Origin of the sequence: Streptococcus sp. 27098_8_23 (genome assembly GCF_041432195.1) — a bacterium.
Taxonomy (GTDB): Bacteria; Bacillota; Bacilli; order Lactobacillales; family Streptococcaceae; genus Streptococcus.
The window spans coordinates 675,989-691,961 of record NZ_JAPVZF010000001.1 but is presented as its reverse complement, the minus strand read 5'-3'; the positions used below and the strand labels follow the sequence as shown (position 1 = coordinate 691,961).

At 41.4% G+C, this 15,973-nt stretch carries 20 protein-coding genes; 14 read left to right on the top strand and 6 right to left on the bottom strand.

Going from position 1 to position 15,973, the window contains the following annotated elements; all coding sequences use genetic code 11:
• Together O3652_RS03440 and O3652_RS03435 are read left to right on the top strand one after the other, a co-directional pair.
• A complete protein-coding gene (locus O3652_RS03440; protein WP_070567588.1) occupies window positions 1-480 on the top strand; it encodes a VanZ family protein in 480 nt (159 codons plus the stop codon).
• 1 nt (window position 481) lies between these two features.
• Window positions 482-2,023: an ABC-F family ATP-binding cassette domain-containing protein gene (locus tag O3652_RS03435; protein ID WP_070567586.1), complete on the top strand. Its 1,542-nt coding sequence runs from the start codon at window positions 482-484 to the stop codon at window positions 2,021-2,023.
• Window positions 2,024-2,065: 42 nt separating this feature from the next.
• Here the strand turns inward: O3652_RS03435 and O3652_RS03430 are convergent, their stop codons facing one another.
• Window positions 2,066-2,305: a zinc-ribbon domain-containing protein gene (locus O3652_RS03430; RefSeq protein ID WP_000600215.1), complete on the bottom strand. Its 240-nt coding sequence runs from the start codon at window positions 2,303-2,305 to the stop codon at window positions 2,066-2,068.
• Between the two features lie 27 nt (window positions 2,306-2,332).
• Window positions 2,333-3,139 carry a peptidylprolyl isomerase gene (locus O3652_RS03425; protein WP_371590064.1) on the bottom strand — a complete coding sequence of 269 codons (807 nt, stop codon included), beginning with the start codon at window positions 3,137-3,139 and terminating at the stop codon, window positions 2,333-2,335.
• Window positions 3,140-3,356: 217 nt separating this feature from the next.
• Here O3652_RS03425 and rpsP point away from each other — a divergent pair, with 217 nt between their 5' ends.
• The 7 genes from rpsP to O3652_RS03390 all read left to right on the top strand — a co-directional run bounded on the left by rpsP (window position 3,357) and on the right by O3652_RS03390 (window position 6,759).
• A complete protein-coding gene (gene rpsP / locus O3652_RS03420; RefSeq protein ID WP_000268760.1) occupies window positions 3,357-3,629 on the top strand; it encodes a 30S ribosomal protein S16 in 273 nt (90 codons plus the stop codon).
• A 19-nt stretch (window positions 3,630-3,648) separates the two neighbouring features.
• Window positions 3,649-3,888, top strand: coding sequence for an RNA-binding protein KphA (kphA, locus tag O3652_RS03415; RefSeq protein ID WP_000379617.1), 240 nt, complete (start codon window positions 3,649-3,651; stop codon window positions 3,886-3,888).
• Window positions 3,889-3,931: 43 nt separating this feature from the next.
• A complete protein-coding gene (locus O3652_RS03410; RefSeq protein ID WP_000654125.1) occupies window positions 3,932-4,264 on the top strand; it encodes a MazG nucleotide pyrophosphohydrolase domain-containing protein in 333 nt (110 codons plus the stop codon).
• 98 nt (window positions 4,265-4,362) lie between these two features.
• Window positions 4,363-5,151 (top strand): alpha/beta hydrolase, encoded by a 789-nt coding sequence (locus tag O3652_RS03405; RefSeq protein ID WP_000819211.1) that lies wholly within the window; start codon window positions 4,363-4,365, stop codon window positions 5,149-5,151.
• 30 nt (window positions 5,152-5,181) lie between these two features.
• Window positions 5,182-5,700 (top strand): ribosome maturation factor RimM, encoded by a 519-nt coding sequence (rimM, locus tag O3652_RS03400; protein WP_001105876.1) that lies wholly within the window; start codon window positions 5,182-5,184, stop codon window positions 5,698-5,700.
• Entirely contained in the window at window positions 5,690-6,409 is a 720-nt protein-coding gene (gene trmD / locus O3652_RS03395; protein WP_008277730.1) for a tRNA (guanosine(37)-N1)-methyltransferase TrmD, read from the top strand. Before rimM ends, trmD begins: the two co-directional genes overlap by 11 nt.
• An 11-nt stretch (window positions 6,410-6,420) precedes the next feature.
• Window positions 6,421-6,759 (top strand): ATP cone domain-containing protein, encoded by a 339-nt coding sequence (locus O3652_RS03390; protein ID WP_001196045.1) that lies wholly within the window; start codon window positions 6,421-6,423, stop codon window positions 6,757-6,759.
• A 27-nt stretch (window positions 6,760-6,786) separates the two neighbouring features.
• Here O3652_RS03390 and O3652_RS03385 read toward each other — a convergent pair whose 3' ends face one another.
• The gene (locus tag O3652_RS03385) at window positions 6,787-7,107 is read right to left on the bottom strand and encodes a hypothetical protein (RefSeq protein ID WP_061420780.1); all 321 of its coding nucleotides are present in this window, start codon (window positions 7,105-7,107) and stop codon (window positions 6,787-6,789) included.
• Between the two features lie 103 nt (window positions 7,108-7,210).
• Between O3652_RS03385 and O3652_RS03380 the strand changes: the two genes are divergently transcribed.
• Window positions 7,211-7,429, top strand: coding sequence for a YdbC family protein (locus O3652_RS03380; RefSeq protein WP_125384515.1), 219 nt, complete (start codon window positions 7,211-7,213; stop codon window positions 7,427-7,429).
• Between the two features lie 32 nt (window positions 7,430-7,461).
• On the opposite strand, the gene O3652_RS03375 is transcribed toward O3652_RS03380, so the two are convergent.
• The 3 genes from O3652_RS03375 to gor form a co-directional block, all read right to left on the bottom strand.
• Complete coding sequence (locus tag O3652_RS03375; protein WP_125384516.1) at window positions 7,462-8,019, bottom strand: TetR/AcrR family transcriptional regulator; 558 nt, start codon at window positions 8,017-8,019, stop codon at window positions 7,462-7,464.
• Between the two features lie 392 nt (window positions 8,020-8,411).
• On the bottom strand, window positions 8,412-8,948 hold the full coding sequence (locus O3652_RS03370; RefSeq protein WP_125384517.1) for a biotin transporter BioY: 537 nt from the start codon (window positions 8,946-8,948) through the stop codon (window positions 8,412-8,414).
• A gap of 143 nt (window positions 8,949-9,091) precedes the next feature.
• Window positions 9,092-10,438 (bottom strand): glutathione-disulfide reductase, encoded by a 1,347-nt coding sequence (gene gor / locus O3652_RS03365; protein ID WP_125384518.1) that lies wholly within the window; start codon window positions 10,436-10,438, stop codon window positions 9,092-9,094.
• Window positions 10,439-10,704: 266 nt separating this feature from the next.
• On the opposite strand from gor, the gene O3652_RS03360 reads away from it, so the two are divergent.
• The 4 genes from O3652_RS03360 (at window position 10,705) to metG (ending at window position 15,966) form a co-directional block, all read left to right on the top strand.
• A complete protein-coding gene (locus O3652_RS03360; RefSeq protein WP_061586896.1) occupies window positions 10,705-11,889 on the top strand; it encodes an efflux RND transporter periplasmic adaptor subunit in 1,185 nt (394 codons plus the stop codon).
• On the top strand, window positions 11,873-12,571 hold the full coding sequence (locus O3652_RS03355; RefSeq protein ID WP_061586897.1) for an ABC transporter ATP-binding protein: 699 nt from the start codon (window positions 11,873-11,875) through the stop codon (window positions 12,569-12,571). Before O3652_RS03360 ends, O3652_RS03355 begins: the two co-directional genes overlap by 17 nt.
• A gap of 1 nt (window position 12,572) precedes the next feature.
• Entirely contained in the window at window positions 12,573-13,832 is a 1,260-nt protein-coding gene (locus O3652_RS03350; RefSeq protein ID WP_371590063.1) for an ABC transporter permease, read from the top strand.
• A gap of 136 nt (window positions 13,833-13,968) precedes the next feature.
• On the top strand, window positions 13,969-15,966 hold the full coding sequence (gene metG / locus O3652_RS03345) for a methionine--tRNA ligase (RefSeq protein ID WP_125413146.1): 1,998 nt from the start codon (window positions 13,969-13,971) through the stop codon (window positions 15,964-15,966).
• Window positions 15,967-15,973 lie beyond the last annotated feature (7 nt).

The window sequence follows — 15,973 nt, the reverse complement described above, 5'->3', positions numbered from 1 at the left end:
ATGACTAGAAAAAGAGAATTAATCTTAAGATTGGGAGTGGCTGTTTATAGTCTATGCATTGTCTGTTTTTGTTTTACTCCCCAGCCTCAACTTCCTACAGGAGTGGAAACTCCAGGTATTCAAACTTTTGGACGCCTGGTTTTTCTTTTAACTCCCTTAAACTCCCTGTGGAATCTAGGTGAAGTGACCAGTTTGGGACAAGTTATTTGGATCTTTTTGCAGAACATTTTAAATGTCTTCTTGCTCATCCCTCTGGTCTTTCAACTGCTCTACCTCTGTCCAAACTTACGAAAAACGAAAAAAATCGTATTTCTCAGTTTTCTTCTGAGCTTAGGAATTGAATGTACGCAGCTGGTCTTAGATTTTTTCTTCGACTTTAATCGCGTCTTTGAGATTGACGATTTGTGGACCAATACCCTAGGAGGCTATTTGGCTTGGGTCCTCTATAAAGGACTGCATAAAAACAAGATAAGGAATTAGAATGAGTATTTTAGAAGTTAAAAATTTGAGTCATGGTTTTGGTGACCGTGCAATTTTTGAAGATGTGTCTTTCCGTCTCCTCAAGGGAGAACATATCGGTTTAGTCGGTGCCAATGGTGAGGGGAAATCAACCTTTATGAGCATTGTGACTGGTAAGATGTTACCAGACGAAGGAAAGGTGGAGTGGTCTAAGTATGTGACTGCTGGCTACTTGGACCAGCATGCTGTGCTAAAGGAAGGTCAAACTGTGCGTGATGTACTCCGTACTGCCTTTGATGAGCTTTTCAAAGCAGAAGCACGTATCAATGACCTCTACATGGAAATGGCAGAAGAAGGAGCAGATATCGATACGCTGATGGAAGAAGTTGGAGAACTCCAAGACCGTTTGGAGAGTCGTGATTTTTATACTTTAGATGCCAAGATTGATGAAGTAGCGCGTGCCCTCGGTGTCATGGACTATGGTATGGATACAGATGTAACAGCCTTATCAGGTGGACAAAGAACCAAGGTGCTTCTGGCTAAACTTCTCCTTGAAAAACCAGATATCTTGTTGCTTGACGAGCCAACCAACTACTTGGATGCTGAACACATTGACTGGATCAAGCGTTATCTCCAAAACTATGAGAATGCCTTTGTCCTTATTTCGCACGATATTCCTTTCCTCAACGACGTAATCAATATCGTCTATCATGTTGAAAATCAACAGTTGACGCGTTACTCTGGTGACTACTACCAGTTCCAAGAAGTTTATGCTATGAAGAAATCTCAACTGGAAGCAGCCTATGAGCGTCAACAGAAAGAGATAGCGGACCTCAAGGATTTCGTAGCCCGCAATAAAGCCCGTGTTGCAACACGAAACATGGCCATGTCCCGTCAAAAGAAACTCGACAAGATGGACATCATCGAACTTCAAAGTGAGAAACCAAAGCCATCCTTTGATTTCAAACCAGCTCGTACACCTGGGCGCTTTATCTTCCAAGCCAAGGACTTGCAGATTGGTTATGACCGTCCACTTACTAAACCCTTAAACCTAACCTTTGAACGCAATCAAAAGGTTGCAATTATTGGGGCCAATGGTATTGGGAAAACAACCCTCTTGAAGTCTCTCTTGGGCATTATTCCGCCAATCGCTGGAGAAGTCGAACGTGGCGACTACCTAGAACTTGGCTACTTTGAGCAAGAAGTAGAAGGTGGCAATCGTCAAACCCCTCTTGAAGCCGTCTGGAATGCCTTTCCTGCCCTCAACCAAGCAGAAGTTCGTGCAGCCCTTGCTCGTTGTGGTTTGACAACTAAGCATATCGAAAGCCAGATTCAGGTCTTATCAGGTGGTGAACAAGCCAAGGTGCGTTTCTGTCTCTTGATGAACCGTGAAAACAACGTCTTAGTGCTGGACGAGCCGACCAACCACTTGGATGTGGATGCCAAGGAAGAACTCAAACGCGCTCTCAAAGAATACAAGGGTTCTATCCTTATGGTTTGCCACGAACCAGACTTTTATGAAGGCTGGATGGACCAAATCTGGGACTTTAACAAGCTAACTTAAAAGCACTAAAAAGGCCAAGTCGAAATGACTTGGCTTTTTTGACTAGTAATTTAAAAAGCTTTCAACTTCAGATTTCTCAATTTCTTTACCATAGTGGCAAATCGGACAAGAAACGAAGTAGCTTTTACCATAAGGGAAAAGTGGAATCCAGTAGAGGGTGAACTTGCGTCCAGTTTCTACAATCTCCCAAGTGTCAACATTGTTACAGTGACCACATTCGATCGCAGTTTGCGTATGTCCCAAATCTTTCTGATAACCTTTAGAACCCCAAAATAAAATCATTTCATCGTCTCCTTATCTGTTGATGGCTTATTTTTTGCTGAAGTCGTAGTCCTTGACTACTTCGATACTGTCAATGGTGATAGCGGTAGTTGGTTTGTCTTTCTCATCTTTTTCAGCTTTGGCAATCTTGTCAACAACGTCCATGCCATCGATGACTTGACCAAAGACAGGGTGTTTGCCGTCTAGACTTGGATTTCCACCTTCTTTATAGGCTTCGATGATTTTCTTTGGATACTTGCTTGTAGGGAGTTTAGCTGAAATATCTGTTGAGTTTTGGTTGATGAAGAACTGGCTACCGTTGGTGTTTGGTTGTCCAGTGTTAGCCATAGCAAGGGCTCCTCGGATATTGTATAGGTAAGGAGAGATTTCATTTTTGAAACCAGTTCCTTTGTCCTTTGTTTTATCCTTATCATGCCAGATAGATTGTCCACCTGTACCATCTCCCTTAGGATCTCCAGTTTGGACCATAAAGCCATCGATGACACGGTGGAAGGTGATGCCGTTATAGTAGCCTTCCTTAGCGTGAGTAAGGAAGTTTTCAACCGCAAGAGGTGCTAGTTTTGGAAAGAGTTTGATGCGGATATCGCCTTGATTTGTGTGTAAAATGACCTCAGCTTCATCTTCAGCAACTTCCTTAGAAAGTTGAGGGAAGTTGGCATTTTCATTGGTCAATGCGTCATTCAAATCTTTGGCAGCCTGAGCAGCTGCTTTTGAGCTTTCTTCAGCTGAGATGCTGGAGTCGACATATTCATCACCACGGAGACTACGTTGGATACTAGTACATCCAACAAGGGCTACAGTTGATAGTAAAAGAAGGGTTGCTAGTTTTTTCATTGTTTTCCTCTCAAAAATTCATTTCTACCATTGTACCCTAAAAGGGAGGTGATTTCAAATGTTAATGATTTTACTAAAAATTTCTAGGAGTTAAAAAAATTAAAACTCTGTCAAGTTTTTTTCTTGACACCTGTCAGAAATCTGCTATAATAGAACATGTGCTAAATAGCTCAGCTATTTCACCGAAATAAAAAAATAAGAAAAGAGACATTAAAAAATGGCAGTTAAAATCCGTTTGACTCGTATGGGTTCTAAGAAAAAACCTTTCTACCGTATCAACGTAGCAGACTCACGTTCACCACGTGACGGACGTTTCATCGAAACAGTTGGTACTTACAACCCACTTGTTGCTGAAAACCAAGTAACTTTGAAAGAAGACCGCGTTCTTGCATGGTTGGCTGATGGAGCTCAACCTTCAGATACAGTTCGCAACATCCTTTCAAAAGAAGGCGTATTGAAAAAATTCCACGATTCTAAATTCTCAAAATAAGTTTAAAGTAGGTTGACAGATGGATACGATTGAAAATCTCATTATTGCGATTGTGAAACCTTTGATTTCACAACCTGATGCCTTAACTATCAAGATCGAAGACACACCAGAGTTTTTGGAGTATCACTTGGATCTTGACCAAAGCGATGTCGGTCGTGTTATCGGTCGTAAAGGTCGCACTATCTCAGCGATAAGAACGATTGTCTACTCTGTCCCAACTGAAGACAAGAAAGTAAGAATCGTTATCGACGAAAAATAAGAAAAGCGGGACAGAAGTCTCGCTTTTTTGTGAGGAGGAGAAGATGAAGGATTTAACGTTTAGACAATTACAAGCTTACTTACTCGAACATTACCAGCAATCTCGGACTGAGGAAGGTCTCTTTATCAAGCTAGTGGAGGAAGTCGGAGAAGTAGCCGAGGTCTTGAACGGGCGCTCTGGTCGAAAAGAGTCTGTCCAGGACTCAAATGAGGAACTAGCCAAAGAACTAGCTGATATCATTCACTACACCGTCGCAATCGCGACCATAAACGACATTGATCTAACCAAAACCATCTTTGACAAAGATAAGAAGGCTGCCATTAAGTACCAACATGAACGAGATTTGGAAGAATTTTTGGAGGGAAAATATCTATAGTGTCTTTTTTCTTCAACTTGTGAAAATCCCTAGAACGTGATAAAATAAAGGATAAGGGTTTTTAATAAATCATTGTTATAGAATGAGTGGATTTCTTTATGAAACGATTTGAAGTAACTACAAAAATTGGCAGCCTCTCTGTTACTTATAAAAAGCAAAAGAAAGTGCTTGTTTGTTTAAATGGCGCAGGTTTGCTACCAAGTTATGAAAATTTTTCACTTATACTTGAAAAACTTCCTCCCACAATTGGTTATTTGACAATTGATTTTCCAAACACAGGTAGGAGTCCGATTCATGACCAATCTGGAAAAAATCTGGACAATCTTGTAGACGCGGTTTATGAAGTACTTGAAGAATTGGCGATTTATGAATATATACTTTGTGCACATAGTTTGAGTGGAATTTTAGCTTGCAAATTGATGAACAAATCAATTAAGTGTCAGGCTTTAGTAGCAATTGAACCAACAACTAAAAAAGTAATGTTTTCTGATTTTTCAGAAAATCCTTATCCAGAAATGGAAGAGCAAATGAGACTGATTGAAGAGTGTGGCCCCGAAGTCTATTTTAAGAACATAACTCAAGCAGCATTTAGCTCTGAAACTAATGAAGAAATCTGGGATTTAGTGCAAGAAAAAGATTCAGAGTTGGAAAGACAAGTTCCAGAATTTCATATATATTGTGAGATTACTGAGGAAGATTTTAAGAATGTATCTATAGAAGCTCATGTCCCTGTATTTATTTTTTGTCAGGCTTATAGAGAAAAAGAATACAGAGACTCAGAATATTGGACTTCCAATACTAAACTCATTTTAGGAGGGAATCACCATTATTTACAATGGTCTGAATCAGAAAAAATTGCGAATATTATTCGAGAATTGTCAGAATAAGATGGAAAGAAGGAGAGTACAGGAGACAAGATGAACTACTTTAATGTTGGGAAAATCGTTAATACGCAGGGTCTACAAGGTGAGATGCGAGTCTTGTCTGTGACGGATTTTGCTGAGGAACGGTTTAAAAAAGGGGCAGAGCTGGCTTTATTTGATGATAAAGACCAGTTTGTCCAAACAGTGACCATCGCAAGTCACCGTAAGCATAAGAACTTTGACATTATCAAATTCAAAGACATGTACCATATCAATGCGATTGAAAAGTACAAGGGTTATAGTCTCAAGGTCGCCGAGGAAGATTTGAACGATCTAGATGATGGAGAATTCTATTATCACGAGATTATCGGTTTGGATGTTTACGAGGGTGATAACTTGATAGGAACTATCAAGGAAATCCTACAACCGGGAGCCAATGATGTCTGGGTAGTCAAGCGAAAAGGTAAGCGAGATTTGCTTTTACCTTACATTCCACCAGTAGTTCTCAATGTTGATATTCCAAACAAGCGGGTCGAAGTGGAAATCTTAGAAGGACTAGATGATGAAGATTGATATTTTAACCCTCTTTCCTGAGATGTTTTCTCCGCTGGAACACTCGATTGTTGGGAAGGCTCGAGAAAAAGGGCTCTTGGATATCCAGTATCATAATTTCAGAGAATATGCTGAAAAGGCCCGTCATGTTGACGATGAACCTTACGGAGGCGGTCAGGGGATGTTGCTAAGGGCTCAACCCATTTTCGATGCCTTTGATGCTATTGAAAAGAAAAATCCGCGCGTCATTCTCCTCGATCCAGCTGGAAAGCAGTTTGATCAGACTTATGCTGAGGATTTGGCTCAAGAGGAAGAACTAATCTTTATCTGCGGTCATTATGAAGGGTATGACGAGCGCATCAAGACCTTGGTAACTGATGAAATTTCCCTAGGAGACTATGTTTTGACTGGAGGAGAATTGGCGGCCATGACCATGATCGATGCGACTGTGCGATTGATACCGGAAGTGATTGGTAAGGAGTCTAGTCACCAGGATGATAGCTTTTCTTCGGGTCTTCTCGAATATCCTCAGTACACTCGCCCTTATGACTATCGAGGTATGGTGGTTCCAGATGTGCTCATGAGTGGGCACCATGAAAAGATTCGCCAGTGGCGGCTGTATGAGAGTCTAAAGAAAACCTACGAACGCAGACCTGACCTGCTAGAAAACTATAAACTGACAGCCGAAGAAGAAAAGATGCTGGCTGAAATCAAAGAAAACAAAGAATAAAGGAGAACCTTATGCAAGTAATCAAACGTAATGGAGAAATTGCTGAATTTGATCCAGATAAAATTTACCAAGCTGTTCTAAAAGCAGCCCAAACAGTTTATGTTTTGACTGATGACCTACGTCAAAACTTAGCGCAAGTTACTAAAAAAGTCGTTTTGGACTTGGAAGAAGCAAAAGTAGAACGTGCTACTATCAGCATGATCCAGTCAATGGTTGAGCACCGCTTACTTGGAGCTGGTTACATCACAATTGCAGAACACTATATCTCTTATCGTTTGCAACGCGATTTGGAGAGAAGTGGTTATGGCGACCATATCGCCGTTCATCTTCATTTTGAACAAATCCGTTAAGAAAAAGAGTGGGATGCAAAGAACATCTCACTCTTTCTTAAATAGGCTTTTCTGAGCTTTTTGTACAGTTGAGGGAACAAAACGAAGTCGCTTAATGTCACTGATACGAATGATTCGGGTCACGTTTTTTGAAAAATTTTTGACGATAATTTGTTGGCGATTAGCATCGTGTTTGACAATATCACCCGTAAAACTTGTCTCAGCAAGTATCACATGAACAGCCGTCTTTTTATGGATGGCTTGTTCAATCATAGCAGTGAGGGAGTTGTCCTCGATTTGAGGATGATCATCATTCCCATTGAGAAAACCATGTAGTTTACCTAGAACTAGTTTGAATGTCTGTCTCATAGAATCCTCCCTTCTTATATATCCACATTATATAAAATTTTCCTAAAAACCACAAGATTTTTACGAATAGACTATAGAAAGCATATCACATAAAGGAGTTAAAATGGCAGAATTTACATTTGAAATCGAAGAACACTTGCTCACCTTGTCTGAAAATGACAAAGGATGGACAAAAGAACTAAATCGCGTTAGCTTTAATGGTGCCCCTGCAAAGTTTGACATTCGCGCTTGGAGCCCAGACCATACCAAAATGGGAAAAGGAATCACGCTTTCCAATGAAGAATTTCAGGTAATGGTCGATACCTTTAAAGGGCAACAATAAAAAGAATCTTGAGTGCAACTCAAGATTCTTTTTTAGGACACAATATAGTCACAGAGAGAAGTCTTAGATAATTGAATGAAAGTCTCTCTATACTCTTCAGGTGGTATTGGATTATCTTTACGAATCCAGACTTCAATGAAAGAGATTGCCATGGTCGTAATGATATAAGCGATGTCCTCTTTATTAAAATTATATTTCAGTTGGTAATTGACATTCTTTAGTACCCACTCTGAGTATATTCCACGCAGAAATTCCTTCCAACATGGGTCGACTTGTGTGGTATACAAGGTGTTAATAACTTTCCTTTTTTCGTATATGAGAGGAAGTATATGGTCTGCTAAAAAGCTGATAGGATCTCCATCATTGCTAGGGCAGTACTTATTAAAGACGTTAAAAATGTCCTGATTGGTCTCTTCGTGAATGTATTCGATAATATCTTCAAAGTTGTTAAAATGCTTTTGATAAATCGCTTGTCGTGAAATACCAGCTTCAGCAGCAATTTCAGTCATTGTAAAGGAACTACGCTGAGGATTTTTCTTAGCTAGTGTGATGAGAGCCCCAATGATTAGCTCACGAGTATTCTTTGCCATAGAATTACCTTTCTACTTATAATTATTTACAGTTATTTTTGAATGAAGAAAAATCAGAATGTTCAAGTTAATATAAACAATCAATGAACATTAAATTTTCTGAATCTTTTAGGTAGCTCTATTGTATCACAAATAATTTATAAAATATAGCTCTATCAGTGAAAATGCGTTTTCTGAAAAGTATACAATTGCTAAGCATCCAAAATCAATGGAAGCATATTTGGTTTGAATCAATTAGAATACTTTTCTACTTTGCATATCGTGAATAACTATAATTTGAAGAATAAAACGATTAATATTCATACTGGTATAAGAATAGTAGAGTAGCTAAATAGTGTACAGTTGATTCTTAGAAAGGAAATAGTCCAGAACAATGGTTCTGGACTATTCTTTTATCTTGAAAAATATGGAAGACTTTTCAATCGTTCGAGTAGGGGACGACTAATGAAACTAATGGCAATAATCTTACCAAGATCAGGGAGGATAAAGGGAAGGACGCCAACAGCGAGTGCCTTGTCAAGTGGCATACCAGCAAGGAAGTGGAGGCTGAGAATTCCCCCGACAAAGACGAGGGAGTCACCCAAGAGGTTGGCTAGGAAAATGCGGATATAGCCACTATTTTGATGGATGAGATAAGATGTAAGTCCAGCATAGACAAGGTCGAACCAAAGATAGCCTGCACTTGGGCCGACTAAAACGTGAAATCCAGCTCCTCCCCCTGCAAAAACAGGTAAACCAATGGCACCCAGCAAGAGATAGAGAGCTACAGATAAAACAGCTTCCCTAGGTCTAAAAACAGTAGCAATCAGACCGATTGCAAAGTTTTGCAAAGTGAAAGGTACAGGACCAATAGGGAGACTGATTTGTGCCAATACAGCGATGAGAGCAGCACCGATAGCAGGGATAGCATAGATATGAGCTTTTTTCAAAACTGTTAACCTCTTTTCAAAATTATAGTAACTATTATACTAATTTAGAAAGAAAAGTCAACCTATTTTTGAAATCAAGGTAACAATTTTGTAACGGCCGATTTTACAAGTAAAAAGAGACCTCAAGAGGTCTCTTGCGATAATTAGCGCATGGTCACAAATTCTTCTGAAGCGGTTGGGTGGATAGCTACTGTAGCATCAAAGTCCGCCTTGGTTGCACCCATCTTGATGGCAACAGCGAATCCTTGAATCATCTCATCCACTCCGTAACCAAGTCCGTGTAGTCCAACAACTTTTTCGTCAGCACCGGTGGTGATGAGTTTGAAGCGAGACTCTTGACGATGGTTTGTAACGGCTGAGTACATGGATGCAAAGCTTGACTTGTAGACTTTGATGTTATCTTTGCCGTATTCTTTTATAGCTTGATCCTCAGTTAAACCAACGGTTCCGATTGCTGGGTGGGAGAAGACAACTGTAGGGATAGTCGTGTAGTCCATCTTGGCATTTGTTTTCCCGTTGAAAAGGCGTTCAGATAGGGTACGTCCTGCCTTGATGGCTACTGGGGTCAGTTCCTTCTCACCAGTCACATCTCCAAGAGCATAGATGCCATCTACAACTGTATTCTGATACTCATCCACTTGGATAAATCCACGTTGGTTGAGTGTAACGCCAGCCTTTTCTAACTCTAGACCGTCTACATTTGGACGGCGACCGGTAGCCCAGATAACTTGGCTGGCAGTGTGACTAGAACCGTCTTCGAAATAAATGGTAATACCTTGCTCCGTTTCTTCGAGCTTGACGGGTACCTTATGTGTGTGCAAAGGTAGAGCTGTTTTTTCCATTTCATTGACAAGTCCTTCAACGATATAGCTGTCAAAACTACGCAAGGGACGATCACGACGGACAAACAAATCCGTTTTTACTCCTAGCGCGTGGAGAACACCTGCTAATTCAACGGCGATATAACCAGCTCCAAGAATCGCAACGGAGTCAGGAAGTTGCTCCCAAGCGAAGACATCGTCTGAGCTACCACCGAGTTCAGCTCCAGGAATAGTTGGGATGCTTGGACGAGCGCCAGTCGCAATCACGATATGCTTGGCACGAATCAATTCACCATTAACGCTGACTGTGTGGGAATCAACAAAATGAGCACGACCTTCAATCAAATCAACCCCGTTGCGCTTGAAACTTCCATCATAAGATGAGCGAGCGCGATCAATGTAGGCTTCACGGTTTTGACGAAGTTTAGCAAAATCAAATTGAACATCTGAACTTGTAAAACCATAGTCAGGGCCGTAGTGGTGGAAGTTTTCAGCGATTTGCGCTCCATACCACATGATTTTCTTAGGAACACAGCCGACATTGACGCAGGTTCCACCTAATTTTTTCTCTTCGATAACAGCAGCTTTAGCACCGTGTTCGCCAGCGCGGTTCATAGTGGCAATGCCGCCGCTTCCTCCACCAATGGCGATGATATCATATTCTCTCATAGAAAACTCCTTATAGCTTTGATAGTCATATTCTATCGTTTTTATTTTTTGAATGCAAAAATCTGCTACGATAAAAAAATTATAAAAACGCTTGCCAAATTCAAAAAGATATTGTATTATATATCTAGCACAACAATCCAATAAACGAATACCGAACGAAATAATGGTCCTGAATTGTCATTGTTTCCATCTGAACTGTCATTGTTTGGGCTTGGTATTTCTGATATAATGGTTTTTGTAAGGCAAAAGATTAAAGGAGCTTGAAAATGAAAAGAAATAAGAAGGCAAAAAAATGGCAATTATACACAGCGATTGGTGTTGCCAGTGCTATTGTTATCGGTGCTGCGGGGATTTTGATTTTTAGACAACCTTCCCAGTCAGCAGTCAAGGAGGAAACCTCTCATATCGTTACTGCTAAGGAAGGTTCCGTTGCTTCATCGGTTCTCTTGTCAGGTACGGTTACAGCAAAAAATGAACAATACGTTTATTTTGATGCTAGTAAGGGAGATTTAGATGAAATTCTCGTTTCGGTTGGGGACAAGGTCGAAGAAGGGCAAGCTTTGGTCAAATACAGCAGTGCAGATGCTCAAGCTGCCTATGATGCGGCTGATCGTGCAGTTGCAAAGGCAGACCGTCATATCGAGGAGTTAAACAAGGCTCGTGAAAATGCATCAGCTACACCAGCTTCTCCACAGGTTCCAACAGAAGCTGGACTCCCAGAACAAGCGCAAGCAGCAACTTCTTCCGTATCCTCTATTGATTCTCAAATAAGTGATGCCAAGGATAACCGTGCAGATGCTGTGGCTCAGCTCAACAAGGCTCAAGCACAGCTAGATGCCGCAACTGTCCTCAGTACACTTGAAGGGACTGTAGTTGAAGTTAATCGTAATGTTTCCAAATCACCAACGGGTAACAGCCAAGTGGTAGTTCATGTTGTAAGTAATGAAAACTTGCAGGTCAAAGGGGAGTTGTCTGAATACAACCTTGCTAACCTTTCTGTAGGCCAAGAAGTTACCTTTACTTCGAAGGTTTACCAAGATAAGAGCTGGACAGGAAAAATCAGCTATATTTCTGATTATCCTAAAAACAATGGAGAAGCAGCAAATGCAGCCCTTGGAGGAAATACTGGATCTAAGTACCCTTATACTGTTGATGTGACTAGCGATATCGGTGAGTTGAAACAAGGCTTCTCTGTCAGTGTGGAAGTCAAAAACAAGAGTAAGGCCATCCTTGTTCCTCTGACAAGTGTTGTTACCGAAAATGACAAAAACTATGTCTGGATCGTTGACGACCAGAAAAAAGCGAAGAAGGTAGAAGTTACTTTGGGGAATGCGGACGCAGACAACCAAGAAATTACTTCAGGTTTGACAGACGGTGCCAAGGTCATCAGTAATCCAACATCTTCCTTGGAAGAAGGAAAAGAGGTGAAGGCTGATGAAGAAACTAATTAGTCTCAAAAATATCTGTAGAAGTTATCGAAATGGTGACCAAGAACTGCAGGTCCTTAAAAATATCAGTCTAGAAGTTCATGAAGGTGAGTTTGTTGCCATTATGGGACCATCTGGTTCTGGTAAGTCTACCTTGATGAATACCATCGGAATGTTGGATACACCAACCAGTGGAGAGTACTACCTTGAAGGTAAAGAAGTTGCAGGTCTTGGAGAGAAACAACTGGCCAAGGTCCGCAACCAGCAAATCGGCTTTGTCTTTCAGCAGTTCTTTCTCTTGTCTAAGCTCAATGCGCTTCAAAACGTCGAATTGCCCTTGATTTACGCTGGAGTTTCGGCTTCTAAACGTCGGAAATTGGCTGAGGAATTTCTGGAAAAGGTTGAGCTGACGGAGCGCAGTCATCATTTGCCTTCCGAGTTATCAGGTGGTCAAAAGCAACGTGTAGCGATTGCCCGTGCATTGGTAAATAATCCTTCTATCATCCTAGCAGACGAACCTACAGGAGCCTTGGATACCAAGACGGGAAATCAAATCATGCAGCTGTTGGTGGAGTTAAACAAGGAAGGGAAAACCATTATCATGGTCACGCATGAGCCTGAGATTGCTGCCTATGCCAAACGCCAAATTGTCATTCGTGATGGTGTTATCTCATCAGACAGTGCCCTAGAAAAGGAGGAAAACTAAGATGCAGAATCTGAAATTTGCCTTTTCATCCATCATGGCTCACAAGATGCGTTCCTTCCTCACCATGATTGGGATTATCATCGGAGTTTCGTCTGTCGTTGTCATCATGGCTCTTGGCGACTCTATGTCTCGTCAGGTCAATAAAAACATGACCAAATCGCAGAAGGATATCCATGTATTTTTCTCTCCTATCAAGAGCAAGGATGGCTCCTTTACTCAGCGTCAGTCAGCTTTGACAGTCAGCGGGAAAGAAGAGGATGTTCATGTTGAACCACCAAAACCACTAGAATCTTGGGTCAAGGAGGCTGCCAAACTCAAAGGAGTAGACAGTTACTATGTCACCAACTCGACCAACGTTACCTTATCTTATAAGGATAAGAAGGTTGAACGAGCGAATCTGACAGGCGGAAATAGCACCTACATGAACGCAGTTGAAAATGAAATCGTTGCGGGTAGAAGTCTAAGACCGCAAGACTACAAGGAATTTGCCAGTGTGATTTTGCTGGACGAAGAACTAGCCAAGAGTTTGTTTGATAGTCCCGAAGCTGCGGTTAATCAAATCATCTCTGTTAATGAATTTAGTTACCGTGTGATTGGCGTTTATACTAGCAATGAAGCTAAAACTGCTAAAGCCTTTGGGATTGGTGGTCTTCCAATTACGACTAATATCTCTCTCGCAGCCAATTTTAATACTGATGAAATCTCGAATATCGTCTTTCGTGTCAATGATACTAGTCTAACGCAGACCTTGGGACCAGAGTTGGCTCGAAAACTGACCGAGATTGCTGGTCTTCAGCAAGGAGAGTACCAAGTTGCGGACGCAACTGCCGCCTTCCAAGAAGTACAACAACTCTTTGGTTTTATGACCACCATTATCAGTGCCATCGCAGGAATCTCTCTCTTTGTCGGGGGAACTGGTGTTATGAATATCATGCTAGTTTCGGTTACAGAACGCACGCGTGAGATTGGTCTACGTAAGGCGCTTGGAGCTACACGGGCTAATATCTTGGTACAGTTTTTGATTGAGTCTATGATCTTGACCTTGCTAGGTGGTGTCATCGGTCTTGGGATTGCTGCTGGAATGACCATGTTAGCTGGAGTACTGCTTCAAAACATGATTGCAGGTATTGAAGTTGGGGTTTCCCTCCCAATCGCTCTCTTTAGCTTGGCTGTGTCAGCCAGTGTTGGGATGGTTTTCGGAGTCTTGCCAGCCAATAAAGCGTCTAAGCTTGATCCGATTGAAGCCCTTCGTTATGAATAAGATATAGAACAGAAAAAAACAAGATGGATAGTTGTCTGTCTTGTTTTTGTATGGATTTTCCTATCGAAAATCACTAAAAATATGATATAATGAAGTGTTAGAAAAACAGGTTTCATTTGCCTGGAAAGGAAAAATTATGTCTGAAAAGAATTTTTATATTACAACACCGATTTACTATCCATCTGGTAAACTTCATATCGGTTCTGCCTACACAACCATCGCTTGTGATGTCCTAGCTCGCTACAAACGCCTCATGGGCTACGATGTCTTTTATCTGACAGGTCTTGATGAGCATGGTCAAAAGATCCAACAAAAAGCGGAAGAAGCTGGCATCACACCACAAGCCTATGTTGATGGCATGGCAGTTGGCGTCAAAGAACTCTGGAAATTACTCGATATCTCATATGATAAATTTATCCGTACAACTGATGATTACCATGAAAAAGTTGTAGCTCAGGTCTTTGAACGCTTGCTTGCTCAAGATGATATCTACTTGGGCGAATATTCTGGTTGGTATTCAGTATCAGATGAGGAATTCTTTACAGAAAGCCAGCTTGCGGAAGTTTTCCGTGATGAAGCTGGAAATGTGACGGGCGGTATCGCTCCATCAGGTCACGAAGTGGAATGGGTTTCTGAAGAATCTTACTTCCTTCGCCTCAGCAAATACCAAGATCGTTTGGTAGAATTTTTCAAATCTCACCCTGATTTCATCACTCCAGATGGTCGTCTCAATGAAATGTTGCGTAACTTCATCGAGCCAGGTTTGGAAGACTTAGCAGTTTCTCGTACAACCTTTACCTGGGGTGTTCCAGTCCCATCAAATCCCAAACACGTTGTCTACGTTTGGATTGATGCCCTTCTTAACTATGCGACTGCTCTTGATTACGGTCAAGACGATCATGCTAACTATGATAAATTCTGGAATGGAACGGTCTTCCACATGGTTGGAAAAGATATTCTTCGTTTCCACTCCATCTACTGGCCAATCCTTCTCATGATGTTGGATATGAAATTGCCTGACCGCTTGATTGCCCACGGTTGGTTCGTCATGAAAGACGGCAAGATGTCTAAGTCTAAAGGGAATGTCGTTTACCCTGAAATGTTAGTAGAACGTTATGGACTTGATCCACTTCGATACTACCTCATGCGTAGCCTTCCAGTTGGTTCAGATGGAACCTTCACTCCTGAAGACTATGTAGGCCGTATCAACTATGAATTAGCAAATGATCTTGGAAACCTCCTTAACCGTACGGTTTCCATGATTAACAAGTATTTTGATGGGCAAATCCCTGCCTATGTAGAGGGTGTAACAGAGTTTGATAATGCTCTTGCTGAGGTTGCAGAACAATCAATCGCAGACTACCATACACACATGGAAGCCGTTGATTACCCACGTGCCCTTGAAGCAGTCTGGACCCTTATCTCTCGCACTAACAAATATATCGATGAGACAGCCCCATGGGTCTTGGCTAAGGATGAAGCCCTTCGTGACCAATTGGCAAGTGTCATGAGCCACTTGGCAGCCAGCCTTCGTGTTGTAGCACACTTGATTGAGCCATTTATGATGGAAACTAGTCGCGCGGTCATGACTCAACTTGGCTTGGAAGAAGTGGTGAGCCTAGAAAACTTGAGCTTGGCAGATTTCCCTGCAGGTGTGACTGTAGTTGCCAAAGGAACTCCAATCTTCCCACGTCTGGATATGGAAGAAGAGATTGCCTATATCAAGGAACAAATGGAAAGCAACAAACCAGCAGTCGAAAAAGAATGGAATCCAGATGAAGTTGAACTCAAACTCAACAAGGATGAAATCAAGTTTGAAGACTTCGACAAGGTTGAAATCCGTGTCGCAGAAGTCAAAGAAGTTTCTAAAGTGGAAGGTTCTGACAAGTTACTTCAATTCCGCCTAGATGCTGGTGATGGTGAAGATCGTCAAATCCTCTCAGGAATTGCAAAATACTATCCAAACGAACAAGAATTGGTCGGCAAGAAAGTCCAAATCGTTGCTAACCTTAAACCACGTAAAATGATGAAGAAATATGTCAGTCAAGGGATGATTCTCTCAGCTGAACATGATGGCAAATTAACCCTTCTCACAGTGGATCCAGCTGTACCAAACGGAAGTGTGATTGGGTAAAAGCAAA